The 16,761-nt window shown below is 61.2% G+C and carries 18 protein-coding genes; 12 read left to right on the top strand and 6 right to left on the bottom strand.

Translation table 11 applies throughout. The annotated features are described in order from the left end of the window. Nucleotides 1-2: 2 nt before the first annotated feature. The 9 genes from QCBJ_RS22415 to QCBJ_RS22375 are packed head-to-tail and all read left to right on the top strand — an operon-like array spanning nt 3 to nt 8,399. Nucleotides 3-626 carry a DUF1120 domain-containing protein gene (locus QCBJ_RS22415; protein ID WP_102061618.1) on the top strand — a complete coding sequence of 208 codons (624 nt, stop codon included), beginning with the start codon at nt 3-5 and terminating at the stop codon, nt 624-626. Between the two features lie 38 nt (nt 627-664). Further along, entirely contained in the window at nt 665-1,285 is a 621-nt protein-coding gene (locus tag QCBJ_RS22410; protein ID WP_102061617.1) for a DUF1120 domain-containing protein, read from the top strand. 55 nt (nt 1,286-1,340) lie between these two features. Continuing rightward, nucleotides 1,341-1,961: a DUF1120 domain-containing protein gene (locus QCBJ_RS22405; RefSeq protein ID WP_102061616.1), complete on the top strand. Its 621-nt coding sequence runs from the start codon at nt 1,341-1,343 to the stop codon at nt 1,959-1,961. A 44-nt stretch (nt 1,962-2,005) separates the two neighbouring features. Next, a complete protein-coding gene (locus QCBJ_RS22400; RefSeq protein WP_012722355.1) occupies nt 2,006-2,632 on the top strand; it encodes a DUF1120 domain-containing protein in 627 nt (208 codons plus the stop codon). 32 nt (nt 2,633-2,664) lie between these two features. Next, entirely contained in the window at nt 2,665-3,390 is a 726-nt protein-coding gene (locus QCBJ_RS22395) for a fimbria/pilus chaperone family protein (protein ID WP_043204818.1), read from the top strand. A gap of 51 nt (nt 3,391-3,441) precedes the next feature. Then, entirely contained in the window at nt 3,442-5,913 is a 2,472-nt protein-coding gene (locus QCBJ_RS22390; protein ID WP_371916686.1) for a fimbria/pilus outer membrane usher protein, read from the top strand. A 6-nt stretch (nt 5,914-5,919) separates the two neighbouring features. Next, complete coding sequence (locus QCBJ_RS22385) at nt 5,920-7,065, top strand: DUF1120 domain-containing protein (RefSeq protein ID WP_102061614.1); 1,146 nt, start codon at nt 5,920-5,922, stop codon at nt 7,063-7,065. A 22-nt stretch (nt 7,066-7,087) separates the two neighbouring features. Further along, nucleotides 7,088-7,702: a DUF1120 domain-containing protein gene (locus QCBJ_RS22380; protein ID WP_371916685.1), complete on the top strand. Its 615-nt coding sequence runs from the start codon at nt 7,088-7,090 to the stop codon at nt 7,700-7,702. 46 nt (nt 7,703-7,748) lie between these two features. Beyond that, a complete protein-coding gene (locus QCBJ_RS22375) occupies nt 7,749-8,399 on the top strand; it encodes a DUF1120 domain-containing protein (RefSeq protein ID WP_371916684.1) in 651 nt (216 codons plus the stop codon). A gap of 22 nt (nt 8,400-8,421) precedes the next feature. On the opposite strand, the gene QCBJ_RS22370 is transcribed toward QCBJ_RS22375, so the two are convergent. Together QCBJ_RS22370 and QCBJ_RS22365 are read right to left on the bottom strand one after the other, a co-directional pair. Continuing rightward, a complete protein-coding gene (locus QCBJ_RS22370; protein ID WP_102061612.1) occupies nt 8,422-9,687 on the bottom strand; it encodes a CynX/NimT family MFS transporter in 1,266 nt (421 codons plus the stop codon). Further along, nucleotides 9,677-10,336 carry a FadR/GntR family transcriptional regulator gene (locus QCBJ_RS22365; protein ID WP_102061611.1) on the bottom strand — a complete coding sequence of 220 codons (660 nt, stop codon included), beginning with the start codon at nt 10,334-10,336 and terminating at the stop codon, nt 9,677-9,679. Before QCBJ_RS22365 ends, QCBJ_RS22370 begins: the two co-directional genes overlap by 11 nt. Before the next feature lie 158 nt (nt 10,337-10,494). On the opposite strand from QCBJ_RS22365, the gene QCBJ_RS22360 reads away from it, so the two are divergent. Further along, the gene (locus QCBJ_RS22360) at nt 10,495-10,806 is read left to right on the top strand and encodes a type II toxin-antitoxin system MqsR family toxin (RefSeq protein WP_012722348.1); all 312 of its coding nucleotides are present in this window, start codon (nt 10,495-10,497) and stop codon (nt 10,804-10,806) included. After that, nucleotides 10,803-11,294, top strand: coding sequence for a type II toxin-antitoxin system MqsA family antitoxin (locus tag QCBJ_RS22355; protein WP_012722347.1), 492 nt, complete (start codon nt 10,803-10,805; stop codon nt 11,292-11,294). The genes QCBJ_RS22360 and QCBJ_RS22355 overlap by 4 nt, the downstream gene beginning before the upstream one ends. 229 nt (nt 11,295-11,523) lie before the next feature. Here the strand turns inward: QCBJ_RS22355 and QCBJ_RS22350 are convergent, their stop codons facing one another. The 4 genes from QCBJ_RS22350 to QCBJ_RS22335 all read right to left on the bottom strand — a co-directional run bounded on the left by QCBJ_RS22350 (nt 11,524) and on the right by QCBJ_RS22335 (nt 15,693). Further along, entirely contained in the window at nt 11,524-12,288 is a 765-nt protein-coding gene (locus tag QCBJ_RS22350; protein WP_003171943.1) for an amino acid ABC transporter ATP-binding protein, read from the bottom strand. An 11-nt stretch (nt 12,289-12,299) separates the two neighbouring features. Continuing rightward, nucleotides 12,300-13,397: an amino acid ABC transporter permease gene (locus QCBJ_RS22345; protein WP_012722346.1), complete on the bottom strand. Its 1,098-nt coding sequence runs from the start codon at nt 13,395-13,397 to the stop codon at nt 12,300-12,302. A 10-nt stretch (nt 13,398-13,407) separates the two neighbouring features. After that, a complete protein-coding gene (locus QCBJ_RS22340; RefSeq protein WP_046034359.1) occupies nt 13,408-14,589 on the bottom strand; it encodes an amino acid ABC transporter permease in 1,182 nt (393 codons plus the stop codon). Nucleotides 14,590-14,661: 72 nt separating this feature from the next. Beyond that, nucleotides 14,662-15,693 carry an amino acid ABC transporter substrate-binding protein gene (locus QCBJ_RS22335; RefSeq protein WP_010212954.1) on the bottom strand — a complete coding sequence of 344 codons (1,032 nt, stop codon included), beginning with the start codon at nt 15,691-15,693 and terminating at the stop codon, nt 14,662-14,664. A gap of 344 nt (nt 15,694-16,037) precedes the next feature. Here QCBJ_RS22335 and QCBJ_RS22330 point away from each other — a divergent pair, with 344 nt between their 5' ends. Further along, entirely contained in the window at nt 16,038-16,694 is a 657-nt protein-coding gene (locus QCBJ_RS22330) for an alpha/beta hydrolase (protein WP_102061610.1), read from the top strand. Nucleotides 16,695-16,761: the final 67 nt, after the last annotated feature.

Genomic DNA, 16,761 nt, shown 5'->3' with positions numbered 1-16,761 from the left:
ATATGGATGTTCGTACTTCGACCCTAGTGGTCACCTTGCTGATTGGCGTGACGTCGCAAACCGAGGCCGCCAGCAGCACCGACTTGGCCGTAACCGGCCTGATTATTCCGAGCGCTTGCAGCCCCAGACTGTCCGGCGGCGGCGTGATCGACCACGGCAAAGTGGCCGCCCGCGACCTCAACCCAGACACTCACACGTCCCTGCAGCGTCAGGTGATGCGCCTGAATGTGCGCTGTGACGGGCCGACACTTTTCAGCCTGAGCACCTTGGATAACCGTGAAGGCACCTCAGCCATTCAGGACCGGTTTCATGGCCTGGGGATGACGGCCAACGACGAAAAACTCGGCAGCGCCTCCCTGAGGCTTTCTACAGCGGTGGCCGACACCGAAGCCGTGCGCACCATCGTGTCTACCGATGGCGGCGCCACCTGGGTCGAAGGCACTTATTTGGGTCACACCGCGATGACCGCCGTGGCCTCGGCCACCGGCAGCCTCACCCCGATCGCCGTGCAGGAGCTGGATGCCGACGTGCGCCTCAACACCATGATCGCGCGTTCCGACAGCCTGACCCTGGTCGACGAAGTCCCTCTGGACGGTCACGTGACTGTTCAATTGCGTTACCTGTAATCCCTGATCCGTTCTCCCTACCCTGGACCCTGCTCACCATGAAACCTCTATCGCGCCTGCTCAGCTCTTGCCTGATGATCGGCTTCGCCACACCGGCACTCGCGGCCTCCACCACCGACCTGACGGTCAAGGGGCTGATTGTACCGGCGGCCTGCACCCCCAGCTTGTCCAACGCCGGCATCGTCGATCACGGCAAAATTTCGGTGGGTGACCTTAAGCCTGCCGCCAACACTTACCTGCGCCCAATCACCGTGCAACTGATGGTTGATTGCGACGCGAAAACCCTGTTGGCGTTAATGCCCACGGACAATCGCAAGGAGTCCGGAACCGGTTTTTACAACTACGGCATCGGCTTGGTCGACGGTAAAAAGCTGGGCGGCTATTCGCTGGTCTACGACAAGGTCCTCGCCGATGGCGTCACGCCGCGCATGCTGATGTCCTGGGACAATGGCACAACCTGGCAAAGCGCCGACGACAGCGATATGTGGGACTTTTTCCTGTCGGTCGGCGACGCGGCAGGACCACGCATCCCCGTCCCGGTACAAAACCTGAGCATGGACTTAGCGGTCCACACCAACATCAACCCGGCGCAGAACCTGCCCGTGGCTCAAGAGATGAACATCGACGGCAGCGCCACCATCACCGTGCACTACCTCTGAGCCCGAGCCCGCAAGTGTTTCACCCAACCCCCTGTATCCCTGGAGCCCCACTGAAATGAACCTGTCCCCCCGCGTCCTCGCTACTGTTCTGCTGGCTATCGCCAGCCCATGGGCAGCTGCCGCGTCTACCGTCGACCTGACCGTCAAGGGGCTGATCGTGCCCTCGGCCTGCACCCCCACGCTGTCCAACGCCGGCACCATCGACCACGGCAAGATCGCTTTCAAGGACCTCAACCCGACCACCCCGACCAACCTGAAGGCACAAACCATCGACCTGGCCGTGGCATGCGACGCCCAGACCCTGATGGCTCTGCAAACCACTGACAACCGTGCCGACTCAGGCATCCACGGCGGCTACGGCATTGGCCTGGTCAACGGCAGCCAGAAACTGGGTTACTTCAACCTGACCATCGCCAAGGCCGTAGCCGATACCGTCCCCGCTGACTTCGTCTACTCCCTGGATGGCGACCGTTGGTTCTGGCAAGACATCAACGATGCATGGGTTGCCAATTACATGATCGCTCCCAGCCTGACCACCTTTGCCGCCCCCATCCCGGTGCAAAACCTGTCCGCGATGCTGACCGTCTACACCATCATCAATCGCAGTGACGCCCTGCCCGGCGGCACGGAAATCCCGATCGACGGCTCCGCCACACTGACCGTGCGCTACCTGTAACCCCTCGACCGCCCAGCCCGAATCACGCCAGGTAACTGATCGTCATGAATATGCTTCTCCGCTCGCTGGTACTCGCGTTTTTGCTCGTGGGTGTGCCGTTGACCTTTGCCGCCTCGGGCGTCGATCTGCAGGTTGAAGGCCTGATTACCCCCAACGCCTGTCTGGTGTCGCTGTCGGACGATGGCATGGTGGACCACGGCAAGATTCCGGCACGCCGACTCAACCTCGATGAGTTCACCGTGTTGCCGAGTTTCCCCATGGCGCTGGGCGTGAGTTGCAACGCAGCGGTGCTGTTCGCCCTCGTGGGCGTCGACAATCAAGCCGACTCGTCCCTGGCACCTGATTTTTTCTACGGGCTGGGCATGAACCACCAGGCACCCACCGAGCGGCTGGGCTCGGTGGCCCTGTCGCTGCGCGGCCCTGTGGCCGACGCACAACCGATGCAAACCTTGACCTCATCCGACCAAGGCGCTACCTGGCACGTGGAGCCCAACGCCTACCCGAACAGATTCATGGCCTTCGCCGTACCGGGCAGCCTGATACCCGTGCCCCTCAGGAACCTGGTGGTCAATCTGCGAGTGGACACCTCGATCAGTCCGGCCAACAACCTGACATTGAAGGAAGAAGTGCCCCTGGACGGCTTGATCACCCTGGAGTTGCGTTACCTGTAATCCGTGCTACTGACTATTTGGAGAACGTCTGCATGACCCCTTTATTCACTACTCTGCGTCGCTTAAGCGCCGCAGGTTGCACGCTGCTGGCCTGTTTCCAGACGCTGCCGGCTGCCGCTGACGGCATGGTGCCGGACACCTCGGTGGTGATCGTGCACGAGGAGGCCGGTGAAACCTCGGTAGCCGTCACCAACACCGACCCCGACCTGGCCCTGCTGCACGTCACCCTCGAGGACATTCCCCAGGACATTGAACCCTTGCTGTTCGTGACCCCGCCCCTGACCAGGGTGGAGCCCGGCAAGAGTCAACTGGTGCGGTTTATCCTGCAAACCAAACAACCGTTGACCACCCAACGCCTGAAACGGGTGGTGTTTGAAGGCATACCTGCCAACCGTAAACCCGCCAAGGCCGGGCATGCACGTGTAGGTGTCACGGTGCGCCAGAATTTGCCGGTGATCCTGCACCCCAAAGGCCTGGCCACCAACCGCACACCCTGGACCGACCTGAAATGGTCGCTGCAAGGTGAGCAACTGTGGGTGCACAACGACACACCCTACGTCGTGCGCCTGGCTCAGGAGCTGCAACTGTTGCCCGGCGACAACAGGGCACTGCTGCCGCGAGCCTATGTGCTGCCTGGGGAAAACATTCCGATCCAGGCAAACGCCGCGGGCGCCACCACCGTACGGTTTCAACCCGCCACCGTGTACGGCTTCGCGGTCAGCGCCTATGACGCGCCCCTGACACCTGCCCGGCCTTAGCCTCCTCAAGCACTAACCTGGGCCACCAGCGCCCACACCCGAGTGAGTTCTGTGAACACAGTCATGATTTGCCATGACGGCGAAGCCTTGCCCGTCATTCGGCCGCGCGCCCTGCGCCGTGGCCTGATCCACCCGGCAACCCGGTCCGTCATCCCGCTGGCCGGCGTCCTGTGGCTGGCAGAGGCCGTGGCCCAGCCAGCGGCAGCTACCTTCGACGCCACCACACTGCAACAACGAGGTATCGACCCGGGACTGGCCATGCTGTTGGTCCAGGCCCCGCGTTTCGGCGGCGGCAGTCATCCCGTCACGTTAAGTGTCAACGGCCGCCCGAAAGGACGGGTAAACGCCCACTTCACCGCGGACGGCGAACTGTGCTTCGACCAGTCGCTGCTGGATAAAGCCAACCTGCTCGGCACAGTGCCCGACAGCGACGAAACACTGCGCTGCCATGATTTCATGACGCGCTGGCCCACCACCCAGATCGAACAGGACACCGCCAACCTCGGCCTCTCGCTGATCGTACCCACCGATGCCTTGCGCCCCGTGGTGCGGGATTTTTCAGGCTATGAAACCGGTGGCTTCGCCGGCTTGATCAACTACGACCTGACCGGGCTGTACAGTCACTACGGCGATCAAACCAGTCGCTACGGCTCGGCCAATACCGAAGTCGGCTTCAACGCCGGTGACTGGATCGTGCGCAGCCGCCAAGTACAAACCTGGCAGGACGACGACTCGCGCACCACCCACCTGGAGGCCTACGCCCAGCGCACCTTTGCCCAGCAGCAACTGGTCCTGCAAGCCGGCCAGATCAACCTCTACAACCCGGTGCTGGCGGGCGCGCAGATCACTGGCGTGCAGGTACTCACCGAGCAGGCCCTGCAAGAAGAAAACCAGGGCTCGACCATTGACGGCATCGCCTACAGCCAGGCCCAGGTGGAGGTGCGGCAGAACGGTGCGCTGATCCACTCCACGGTGGTGCCGGCCGGGCCGTTTTCCCTCAGTGATGTCAGGCGCCTGGACAGCCGTTCGGACGTCGAAGTCACCGTCAAGGAGATAGACGGCAGCGAGCGCCGTTTCACTGTGCCGGCGGCCATGCTCGGCGTGGGCCTGCCCGCGCCCGGGTATTCCGTAGCGGCGGGCCGGGTGCGCGATATCAGCCACGACCAAAGCGCCGAGCCCTGGGTGGTCAGCGCCGGCTGGAGCGGCGGCGTGCTGCCGGGCGTGAACCTGGCCGGTGGCAGCTTGCTCGCCGACAGCTATCAGGCCGCCGGCATCAGCCTGGGTACCCAACTGTGGACCAACACCGACGTGCAGGCCTCATTGACCGCTACCGACGCGCGCCGCCACACACAACGACGAGGCATACAAACCGATCTATTGCTGTCGCAACAGCTGAACGATCGCTGGTCGTTCTACCTCGGCACATCCCAGCGCACCGAGGGCTATCGCGAGTTACAAGAAAGCATCGCCGAGCGCTACGCCGACGAGCGCAATCAGCGTTATCGCGACCAGCAAAGCGCCGGCGTGGCCTGGTCCCACCCCTGGATGGGCGCCTTCAGCACCGGCTACTCGCGCTCGACCTTGTTCGACGGACGCAACAGCAGCCGTGCGCTGGCCACCTGGGGCACGCGGGTCGGCAATGTCTCGGTGTCGGCCAGCGCCGAATGGCAAGTCAGCGGCAGCCAGGGTCGCGACGACAGCCTCTACCTGAACCTGAGTATTCCCCTGGGCGAAAACCGTCGCGCCCGCACCTGGCTGCGCAACTCCGGTGGCGAACACCGCATCGGTGTCGGGCTCAACGAGCAGCTCAATGATCAACTGAGCTACCGCGCCGGCGTCGAGCGCGACTCCCGTGACCGGCAACTGCAATCGAGCCTCGGGGTTTCGGCGCTGCCGCGCTATACCCAGCTGGACCTGAACTACAGCCGCGATGACGCCGAGCGCGACAGCTATCAAGGCAGCGCCCGCGGTGCGGTAGTGATGCATGGCGACGGTGTGACATTGTCACCGTACCCGGTGCGCGACACGTTTGCCGTGCTGTCGGTGGCGGACATTTCCGGGATCAAGGTCAACACCCCCAGCGGCCCGGTGTGGACCGACTGGCAAGGCCAGGCCGTCGTGCCGCAGGTGTCGGCCTATAGCCGCACCGCCGTGGAAGTTGAAACCCGCACCCTGCCGCGCAATGCCGACATCAACAACGGTCTGGCACAGATCACGGCCGGACGCGGTGCCGTCGACCGCGTCGACTTCGGCGTCAGCCTGACACGCCGCGCCCTGCTCTGCGTCACCACCGTGGACGGCAAACCACTGCCCAGGGGCGCCTCCGTCAGCAGTGCCGACGGTGAGTTCATCACCCTGGTCCAGGACGGTGGCCAGGTATTCCTGACCAACGCGCTGGAGCAACCGTCACTGTGGGTCAAGGCGCCAGGGCAGCCACCGTGCGAAGTGCACTACCAATTGCAGGCCAAGCCTGACACCCAGTCGTACTACGAAACCGCTGCGGCCCAGTGCCGTACCCCTTGAGGAGCAATGCCTGTGATTTCCCGTTTGTGTCGCCCGCTGGCCGGGCTTGTATGGCTGGCCGGGGTAGCCCTCGGCACGCCGGCGCTGGGCGATGAATGCCGGTTGAGCCTGAGCCAGTCGTCCGTGGATTTCGGCCAGTTCAATCGAAGCGTGCAAAGCACCCCGGCAACGCAATACCCGGTGGGGGAGCAACACCTGAGCCTGACCCTCGCCTGCGATCACGTCACGGACATGAGCCTGTTCTACAACGCCGTGAGCAACGGGGCGGAACGCTTTCGTTTTGCCGAGCACGGCGAATATGCCTTGCGACTGCGCAACGGCGTGTTGGACGGGCAAGCGGTGGAGCTGGGCGTGATCGCCGGTCAGGGCCAGCCGCCCGGCGAAATCGCCGCACAGTTGGCTTGGCGCCCTACCGTGGGTGTGGTGCCGGTGCGCGCAGGTGCGCCGGTGCAGGGTAAGACCTTCTCCGTGCAACTGGACATCAGTGCCTGGGCCGAGGAACCGGCACTGCGGGTCCGCGAGGCGCTCGTCTGGGAAACCTCCGGGGTGTTCGAAGCGTCGGCCGGGGCCGCCAGCCGCGAATTGCAATTGCGCGCCACCTTCGCCCCGACCGCCTGTGAACTGAGCCTGTCAGGCGGGGGGATGGTGGACTTTGGCCGGATTTCACGCAACGACTTGAACAGCGGGCAATCGACGCGCCTGCCGTCCAAGTCACTGATGCTGAACCTGGGTTGCGATGCCCCGACGCGGTTCGCCTTGCGCATGCAAGACAATCGCGACGGCAGCGCCACGGTCAACAGCGAGATTTACTACGGCCTGGGCCTGGACCAGAGCGCCAACCGCATCGGCCTGTACTCATTGGTCTTCGACCCCACCGACGCCTCAGCCGACAGTTTCCCGCGCCTGTATCGCACCGACTCCACCACCGCTGGCGTGGCCTGGAGCCTCAGCAACGCCAGCCCCTTGCCGGTAGGTGCCAACAGTTACCTGGGTTTCAGCCCGATCGGCGGCAGCCAGGCGGGCCCGGTCGCCATTCAACACCTGTCGAGTCGGGTGACCGTGGAGGCGGTCATCGCCCCGACCAACACCCTGGACCTGAGCACCGATGTAGTGCTCGACGGTTCGGCCACCTTGGAAATCATCTATCTCTAGAGACTCACCGATGAACAGAACAGTGTTAACCCCTTTGATCGCATTGGCATGGCTGGGCAGTCTTCTGCCGGCCCAGGCTGCGTCCACCACGGACTTGAGTGTCTACAGTCTGATCACCCCCAGCGCCTGTGAACCCAGCCTGTCCAATGGCGGCATGCATGACTTGGGAAAAATCGCCGCGCGGGACCTGAATGCCGACCAGACCACACCGTTACCCACCTACAGCCTACAAATGGCGATCACCTGTGAGGCGTTGACCCTGCTGGCCCTGGAGCCTCGGGATAATCGCCTGGGCTCCAACTACGATAGTGATAAACCGTTTAAATTCGGCCTGGGGCTGGTCAACGACCAGCAGAAACTCGGTTACATGGTATTGCGCCTCCAAGCGCTGGTTGCCGATGGCATCGCCCTGCGGCCGATCGGCCAGACTGATCCCTTTACCTGGGCTCCGAGCGCCCTCCTGTCGCCCGACTTCCTCACGTCATTCGCCGCTATCGGCACCTTGGTCCCAACGCCGGTACAGGTGCTCAATGCAGAGCTGAATATCGCGCCGACCATCGCTCCGACAAACACGCTGTCCCTGGAAAATGAAGTGCCCATCGACGGTTCCGTGACCCTGTCCATGAAGTACCTGTAAGGCGGGTGACACCGCCGAAATCATCTCATTGTGTAGGAGCATCATAGTGAACGCGATTCTGATCCCCCTGAGCGCCCTGGCCGTGCTCTGCACCAGCCTCACCGCACAGGCCGCCTCCATCATCGACCTGAGCGTGAGTGGCTTGATCACGCCCACGGCCTGCACGCCGGTGTTTGTCGGCGGTGGGCTGGTGGACTTCGGCAAGATCTCACGTAATGACCTCAACCTGACGAAAGGCACACGCCTGCCGCTGCGGTACCTGAGCCTGACCGTCGGTTGCAACAACGCGACACGCTACGCGTTGCGCATGCGTGACAACCGCGACGGCACTGCCCACGTAAACAGCGAGATTTTCTATGGGCTGGGGCTGGATAGAAGCGGCAACAAGCTTGGGGTGTATTCATTGAGCTTCGACCCCAAACAGACCGCCGCCGATGGTTTGCCGGTGGTCTACGGGACCGAGTCCACCACCGGCGGCTTGGCCTGGCGCACCTCCAACAGCAATCCCATCGATATCGGTTCCAGGAGCTACCTGGGATTTACCGACCTGGAGGGCAGCACGGCCGGGCCTTCATCGATGCAGAATCTGAGCACCACGGTCAAACTGGAAGCCACCCTCAACGCCCGGCAAAATCTTGACCTCAGCGAGGAGACACCCCTGGATGGTTCGGCGACGCTGGAAGTGGTGTACCTGTGATGCACCTCTTCCACGCCAGGCTTCAAACGCTTTCGCTGCTGACGGCGACGTACCGCGCTCGCCCCGCTCCCAGACCCGCAATAATCGCCCCCAGGCCGAGCACCGCAAAGATCCAGCCCACTGCGTTCCAGCCACCGGTCCAGTCATGGACCAGCCCGACTGCAAACGGCCCAAGGGACGCCAGTGTGTAGCCAAAGCCCTGGGCCATGCTCGACAGGTTGGCGGCCACATGAGCGTCGCGCGAACGCAGCACGATCAAGGTCAGCGCCAGGCTGAAGGTGCCGCCCTGACCCAGGCCGAGCAAAATCGCCCAGCCCCACAAGCCGTCGAGGGGTGCGTACAGGCAACCGAACAGCCCGCCGAGGGTCAGCAGCATGACCACCACAATTGCCAGGCGCTGGTCCTTGCCTCGGGTGGCCAGCCACGGTGCGGCCAGGGAGCTGAACAATTGCACGATGATGGAGCCCGATAGCGCCAACCCGGCTTCAGTGGCACTCAAGCCGCGGCCGATCAGGATCGACGGCAACCAGCCAAACACGATGTACGACAAGGATGATTGCAGGCCCATGTACAAGGTCACCTGCCAGGCCAGCGGGTCACGCAGCAACCCCTTCACGCGGTAAGCGACGTGATGGGCACCGTGCTTTTGCCCGACTTGCGGCAACCAGAACAGCATCGCCACCAGGGCCGGCAGCGCCCAAAAGCCAAGGCCGATGTTCCAGCTGTCGCCGAAGGCCTTGCTCAGCGGCACCGTGGCACCGGCGGCCAACGCAGCGCCCAGGCACAACGCCATGGTGTAGACGCCCATCATGGCGCCCGCCTTCTTGGGGAAATCGCGCTTGACGATACCCGGCAGCAACACGCCGATGACGCCGATGCTTGCACCGGCGAGCAGGCTGCCGGCAAACAGCCCGACTTCACCGACCGAACTGCGCAGGATGATCCCGGCAGCCAACGTCAACAAGATCCCCAGCACCACGCGCTCAGCGCCAAAGCGCCGGGCCAGGACGGGCGCCAGCGGCGCGAACAAGCCCAGGCACAGCACCGGCAAGGTCGTCAGCAAGCCGGCTTTGGCCGCTGACAACCCCAGGCTCTGTGAGACATCAGCCAGCAGCGGCGCCAGGCTCGACAGCGCCGGGCGCAGGTTCAGCGCCACCAGGATCAGGCCGAGCAGCAACAACCATGGGCGGCGCACCAACGGCTGGCTGTGCTGGACAACCTCATCGTCCGCTTCGGCGTCGATCAAGAGTTCGTCGAGTTCAGGTGTGCGCTTGGCTTCAAGGTTCATTGATCAACTGCCGGCAGAGGGATTTGGCGCGTTCCGGGTCTTGGTTTTCCACGGCGTCGAGCAGGGCAATGTGCAGGTCGAATACGGCCTGGCGACGCGGTGAAATGTTCAGAGTCTGGCGCAACTGGGCAGCGACGATGCGGGAGAAATACTGGTACAGCTCGCTCAACGCGGGGTTGTGCGCCGCGTCTACCAAGTGTTTGTGAAACACCAGGTCAGCACTGATGTAGGCCTCCAGATGACCGTGATAAAGCTCGCCGCTGGTCTCGAGCGCCTCGCGCAACGCATTGAGGTCATCCTCGGTACGGCGCAACGCCGCAAGCCCGACGGCCTCTACTTCGAGAATCTGCCGCGTCTCCTGCGCTTGCTCCAGGGTGCAGTGGGATAACGCGCGCATGGCGCCCAGCGGGTCGGTCATGGAACGCAAATAACTGCCGTCGCCCTGGCGGATCTCGATCAAGCCGGAAAACGCCAACACGCGCATGGCCTCGCGCACGGTGTTGCGGCTGATACCCAACTCAGCGGACAGCTCCGGCTCGGTGGGCAGGCGTTCACCGATGGCCCATCGGCCTTCAGTGATGCGCAGGCGTAACTGCTCAAGGGCCTGGTCGACCAGGGAGCGTTTGATCAGCGGGGCGATGTCTGTCATGGGTTCAGCGCTTTCGTCCAATCATAGGATGAATTTTCCTACAGGCTATTCGGAGTTGCCTACAAAGGCAACGCACTAGGGTTCTTGGGTGGGTAAAGGAGCAGTATTTTCGATTGGTAAAATTACCCTTTGAGGGTAATTATGGACTCAGGTGTCTTATGGAAAAGTACACACCTCATTACGATTTGGCGGTGATAAAGGCGGATGTGAGGCGGCTTGGCAGCAGGGCGTTCACGAGGACAGCAAAGGAGTCCGGCGAGAAACTCGGCTTTAGTATCGAGGGAATGCAGATCGTGATTTACGAGTTACAAAACAGGATGTTGTACAAGTCGATGACTGCCTACGGCAATCATCGAATGTGGCAGGACGTGTACCACACGCAAGTGAAAGATCGGGAGATTTACATCAAGGTCACTTACTCCTTAGACGGTGCCCCTCCGGTGATCTCCTTCAAGGAGAAAAACGTATGAAGGTAAAAGATTGCTACATTTGTGGCGCTCCCAGAGGATTGACCTATTTCGAGGGCCGCAGCGAAACCATCAGCATTAAAGGTATGGACCGCCGGGTCGACGAACTTTCAGGGTGGGAGTGCAAAGTATGCGGTGATGGTTTCTGGGACCCAGACAACGACAGTACCGACCGCTACGATGCAGCAAAAGATGCACTGACACTCGCCGCCCGAAAAATGATCGGCACCGAAATGAAACGTACCCGTCGCAAACTGCACCTTACCCAAAAGGAAGCCGTGGAATTACTGTCCGGTGGCGGCCACAACGCATTCTCTCGCTACGAACGTGGCGAGTTGCTTGCCCCTAAACCGTTGGTGCTGCTGATGCGGCTTTTGGATCGTCACCCACATTTGCTTGCGGATGCGAAAATCCTGGCAGAAGGCGCTGATTTGCGTGGCGCCTTCACCTACACCGTGAACGACGAAGCACAAGCACTCAAGGTGTCCTAACCCCAAAAAATAAACCCGGCACCAGGCCTAATGCCAGTCAGTTAAGAAGCAGCATGAGCGAAAAGTAACCCGTGGCGAGGGAGCTTGCTCCCGCTGGGTCGCGAAGCGGCCCCAAAAATGGGACTGCTGCGCAGTCCAGCGGGAGCAAGCTCCCTCGCCACAGGTACGGTGCTCACCCTTAACTGACTGGCATTAGGCACCAGGCCGGGTTTATCGTTTCAAGCATCGATCAATGCAAAATCTGGCTCAAGAACAACTTGGTCCGGTCATTCTGCGGGTTGTCGAAGAAGTCATTCGGTGCCGCCTGTTCCACGATCTCGCCCTTGTCCATGAAGATCACGCGGTTGGCCACGGTGCGGGCAAAGCCCATTTCGTGGGTCACGCACAACATGGTCATGCCGTCTTCGGCCAGGCCGATCATGGTGTCCAATACCTCTTTGACCATTTCCGGGTCGAGTGCCGAGGTCGGCTCGTCGAACAGCATGATTTTCGGCTTCATGCACAAGGCGCGGGCAATCGCCACACGCTGCTGCTGGCCACCGGACAGTTGCCCCGGAAACTTGTGGGCCTGCTCCGGGATGCGCACGCGCTCCAGGTAATGCATGGCAATTTCTTCGGCCTTGCGCTTGGGCATCTTGCGCACCCACATCGGCGCCAGCGTGCAGTTCTGCAGGATGGTCAGGTGTGGGAACAGGTTGAAGTGCTGGAACACCATGCCGACTTCACGGCGGATCGCTTCGATCTGCTTGAGGTCGTTGGTCAGTTCCACACCATCGACCACGATGCGGCCCTGCTGGTGCTCTTCCAGACGGTTGAGGCAGCGGATGGTGGTGGATTTGCCCGAACCCGACGGGCCACACAGCACGATACGCTCGCCCTGCTTGACGTTGAGGTTGATGTCTTTCAACACGTGGAACTGGCCGTACCACTTGTTGACGCCCTGCATCTGGATAATGCCTTCAGGGCTCACAGGCTGTTTGATCGCTTCGCTCATAACAACAACTCCTAACGCTTGTGGCCTGTGTCGAGCTTGTGTTCCAAATGAATGGAATAGCGCGACATACCAAAACAGAAAATCCAGAACACCAAGGCGGCGAACACGTAGCCTTCAGTGGCCATGCCCAACCATTTCGGGTCGGCGGCGGCTTGCTTGACGCTGTTGAGCAGGTCGAACAGGCCGATGATGATCACCAGGCTCGTGTCCTTGAACAGCGCGATAAACGTGTTGACGATGCCGGGAATGACCATCTTCAGGGCCTGCGGCAGAATCACCAGGCCCATGCTGCGCCAGTAACCCAAGCCCATTGCTGCGGCCGCTTCGTACTGCCCTTTGGGAATCGCCTGCAAGCCCCCGCGTACCACCTCGGCCACGTAGGCCGACTGGAACAGGATCACGCCAATCAGTGCGCGCAGCAGCTTGTCGATGCCCATGCCTTCCGGCAGGAACAGCGGCAGCATCACCGACGACATGAACAACACGGTGATCAACGGCACGCCGCGCCAGAATTCGATGAAGGTCACGCAGACCACACGAATCGCCGGCATATTCGAGCGCCGCCCCAACGCCAGCATAATGCCCAGTGGCAAGGCGCCGGCGATGCCAACGGTGGCGATCACCAGGGTCAGCATCAGGCCGCCCCATTGGCTGGTCGCCACGTTGGCCAGGCCGAAGATCCCACCGTGCAGCAGGAAGAAGGCGATGATCGGGTACAGCACCAAAAAGCTCAGCCCGTAGATCGCCTTGCGTTGAAAGCGCGAGACGAACAACGGCGCCACGCCGACGATGGCCAGCCACACGGTCAGGTCTACGCGCCAGCGCAGGTCGCCGGGGTAGTAGCCGTACATGAACTGCCCGAAGCGCTGTTGGATAAACACCCAGCAGGCGCCCTCCTTCGTGCAATCGGCGCGCGTGGTGCCGACCCAGTTGGCGTCGATGATCGCCCAGCTCAGGATCGGCGGCACCACCAGGTAGATCAGGTAGAACGCCAGTAATGTCAGCAGCGTGTTGAGCCAGCTGGAGAACAGGTTGGCGCGCATCCATGCCATCGGCCCGAACACTTTGTTCGGCGGCGGCATATCAGGTTTGAAAGTATGCGTACTCATGGGCGTTTCCTCACCGCTCGATCAGCGCAATGCGCTTGTTGTACCAGTTCATCAGCAGGGAAATGCTGATGCTGATCGCCAGGTACACGCTCATGGTGATGGCAATGACTTCGATGGCCTGGCCGGTCTGGTTGAGTACCGTGCCGGCAAACAGCGAAACCATCTCCGGGTAACCGATACCGGCCGCCAGCGAGGAGTTCTTCGCCAGGTTCAGGTATTGGCTGGTCAGCGGCGGAATGATCACCCGCAGAGCCTGCGGGATGATGACCTTGCGCAGCGTCGGCCCAGGGCGCAGGCCCAGGGAGCGCGCGGCTTCGGTCTGGCCGTGGCTGACGGACTTGATGCCCGACCGCACGATCTCGGCAATAAATGCTGCCGTGTAGACAGTCAGCGCCAGGGTCAGTGCCAGCAGTTCCGGGATGAGTACCCAGCCGCCGACAAAGTTGAAACCTTGCAGCTTGGGCATTTCCCAGTGCAGCGGTGCACCGAAGATCAAGGCGCACAGCGCCGGGATCAGGATGAACAGCGCCAGGCCCGCCCAGAATTTGTGGAAGGGTACGCCGGTTGCTTCGAAGCGTTTGTTGGCCCAACGCGCCATCAGCACGATTGCCACGATGGCGACGACGATGCTGGCCACAAACGGCCAGAAACCGTCAGCGGCAAGCGCTGCCGGCATGTTCAGGCCACGGCTGCTGACAAAGAAGGTATCGCCGAAGTTGTGGCTGTTACGCGGCCCCGGCATGGTCAGGAACACCGCGAAGTACCAGAACAGGATTTGCAGCAGCGGCGGAATGTTGCGGAAGACCTCCACATACACCGTCGCCAGTTTGTTGATCATCCAGTTCGGCGACAGCCGCGCCACGCCGATCACGAACCCGAGCAGTGTCGCCAGGATCACGCCGATAAAGGTCACCAGCAAGGTGTTGAGCAAACCGATCACAAACACCCGGGCATAACTGTCCGATTCGGTGTAGTCGATCAGGTGCTGCGCGATACCGAAGCCGGCACTGCGCTCAAGGAAGTCGAAACCCGAGGTAATGCCTCGGTGTTGCAGGTTGGTCTGGGTGTTATTGAAGAGGTACCAGCCCAGCGAGACCACCGCCACAATCGTGATGATCTGGAAGAGCCACGCACGCACTTTGGGATCGCTGAAGCTGAGCTTCTGCTTTGGTGCGCCGATTTGATTTTGCATGAAGTGCCCCGGAAATAATGGAACAGAACATCACCCGGCGGTTGGCCCACCGGGTGACAGAACCATCAGCGATCAGCGCACAGGTGGTGCGTATTGAATGCCGCCGTTGTTCCACAGCGCGTTCAGGCCACGGTCGATTTCCAGCGGGGTGCTCTTGCCCAGGTTGCGCTCGAACACTTCACCGTAGTTACCGACTTGCTTGACGATCTGTACGACCCAATCTTTCTTCACTTTCAGGTCTTTGCCGTATTCACCGTCAGCACCGAGCAGACGTGCAACGTCCGGGTTCTTGGTGGATTTGGCTTCAGCCTCAACGTTTTTCGAGGTGATACCGGCCTCTTCAGCGTTGAGCATGGCGTAGCCAACCCAGCGCACGATGGCCAGCCACTCGTCGTCGCCGTTACGCACGACCGGGCCCAGAGGTTCCTTGGAAATGGTTTCCGGCAGAACCACGTAGTCTTTCGGCGCGGCCAGCTTGCTGCGCTGGGCGAACAATTGGGACTTGTCGGAAGTCAGTACGTCGCAACGACCGGATTCCAGCGACTTGGCGCTTTCATCGGAGGTGTCGAAGGTGATCGGGGTGTACTTCAGGTTGTTGCCACGGAAGTAGTCGGAAACGTTCAGCTCAGTGGTGGTACCGGCCTGGATGCAGATGGTTGCACCGTCCAGTTCCTTGGCACTTTTCACGCCCAGCTTGTTGTTTACCAGAAAGCCAATGCCGTCGTAGTAAGTGATGAAGCCTGGGAATTTCAGGCCCATGCCGGCATCGCGGGAGCTGGTCATGGTGGTGTTACGGGACAGAATGTCGACTTCGCCGGATTGAAGCGCGGTGAAACGCTCCTTGGCGTTCAACTGGCTGAATTTGACCTTGGTCGCGTCGCCGAAAACGGCAGCCGCCACAGCGCGGCAAACATCAGCGTCGATCCCCAGGATCTTGCCGCTGGCATCCGGTACCGAGAAACCCGGCAGGCCGTCACTCACGCCACATTGCACAAAGCCTTTCTTCTGCACGGCGTCCAGCGTGGCGCCAGCTTGGGCGAAACCACTGACACCCAGTACAGCCGCCGCGGAAACGATGGCCAGGGTGGATTTCAATACCTTCATTCAAACCTCCAGTTGCTCTTGTTGTGTCGGAGCTCGAACCTCAGCGCACCCTTATGAGGCGATATCGACCCGTGTTGGCTTTTTTGGGGTCAAGCGGCATGAGGTTGTTGCGATCAATCCAGTTGCTATCCCACAAGCGGCAGTCACTGATAGTGTTACCGTCCTGAGATAGCGCTGACATCGTTCAACACATAGCAAGGCCCGTACCAGAGTGCCGGCTGAGTCGATTCAGCCCACGGTCAATAGAAAAAGATTCAACCGTGCGACATCTTCTTAACAGATCAACCCATCGCGCACCGTTCCGACGCACCCAATCGGAGCGCACGCACATTAATGGAGCAGACATGACCGAACCCTTGATTCTTCAGCCCGCCAAGCCCGCAGACGCCTGCGTAATCTGGTTGCATGGCCTGGGTGCCGATCGCTACGACTTCCTGCCGGTGGCCGAAGCGTTGCAGGAAAGCTTGCTGACCACCCGCTTCGTTTTGCCCCAGGCACCGACCCGCCCGGTGACAATCAATGGCGGCTACGAGATGCCCAGTTGGTACGACATCAAGGCCATGAGCCCGGCGCGGTCGATCAGCCTGGAAGAGCTGGAAGTGTCGGCCAAAATGGTCACGGATTTGATCGAGGCACAGAAGAGAACCGGAATAGACGCTTCGCGGATTTTTCTCGCAGGCTTTTCCCAAGGCGGTGCGGTGGTATTCCACACGGCGTTTCTTAATTGGGAAGGCCCCCTGGGTGGCGTCATTGCCCTCTCCACCTACGCGCCCACCTTCGATAATGAGCTGGAGTTATCTGCCAGCCAGCAGCGCATTCCAACGCTGTGTCTGCACGGCCAGTACGATGAAGTGGTACAGAACGCCATGGGTCGCACGGCGTATGAGCACCTGAAGATCCGTGGTGTCACCGTGACATGGCAGGAATACCCAATGGGCCACGAAGTGTTACCCCAGGAGATACACGATATCGGCGCCTGGCTGACCGCGCGCCTGGGCTGAAACCCGGCGTTTATGTAGCCGTATGACAGACGCACTACGCCGCGCCCGATTCTTGCATTACACTGGC

The organism is Pseudomonas sp. QC2, assembly GCF_002859085.1.
In the GTDB taxonomy this organism is placed as follows: domain Bacteria; phylum Pseudomonadota; class Gammaproteobacteria; order Pseudomonadales; family Pseudomonadaceae; genus Aquipseudomonas; species Aquipseudomonas petroselini.
Note: the sequence above shows the minus strand (reverse complement) of the source record. Positions and strands in the feature narration are given on the sequence as shown.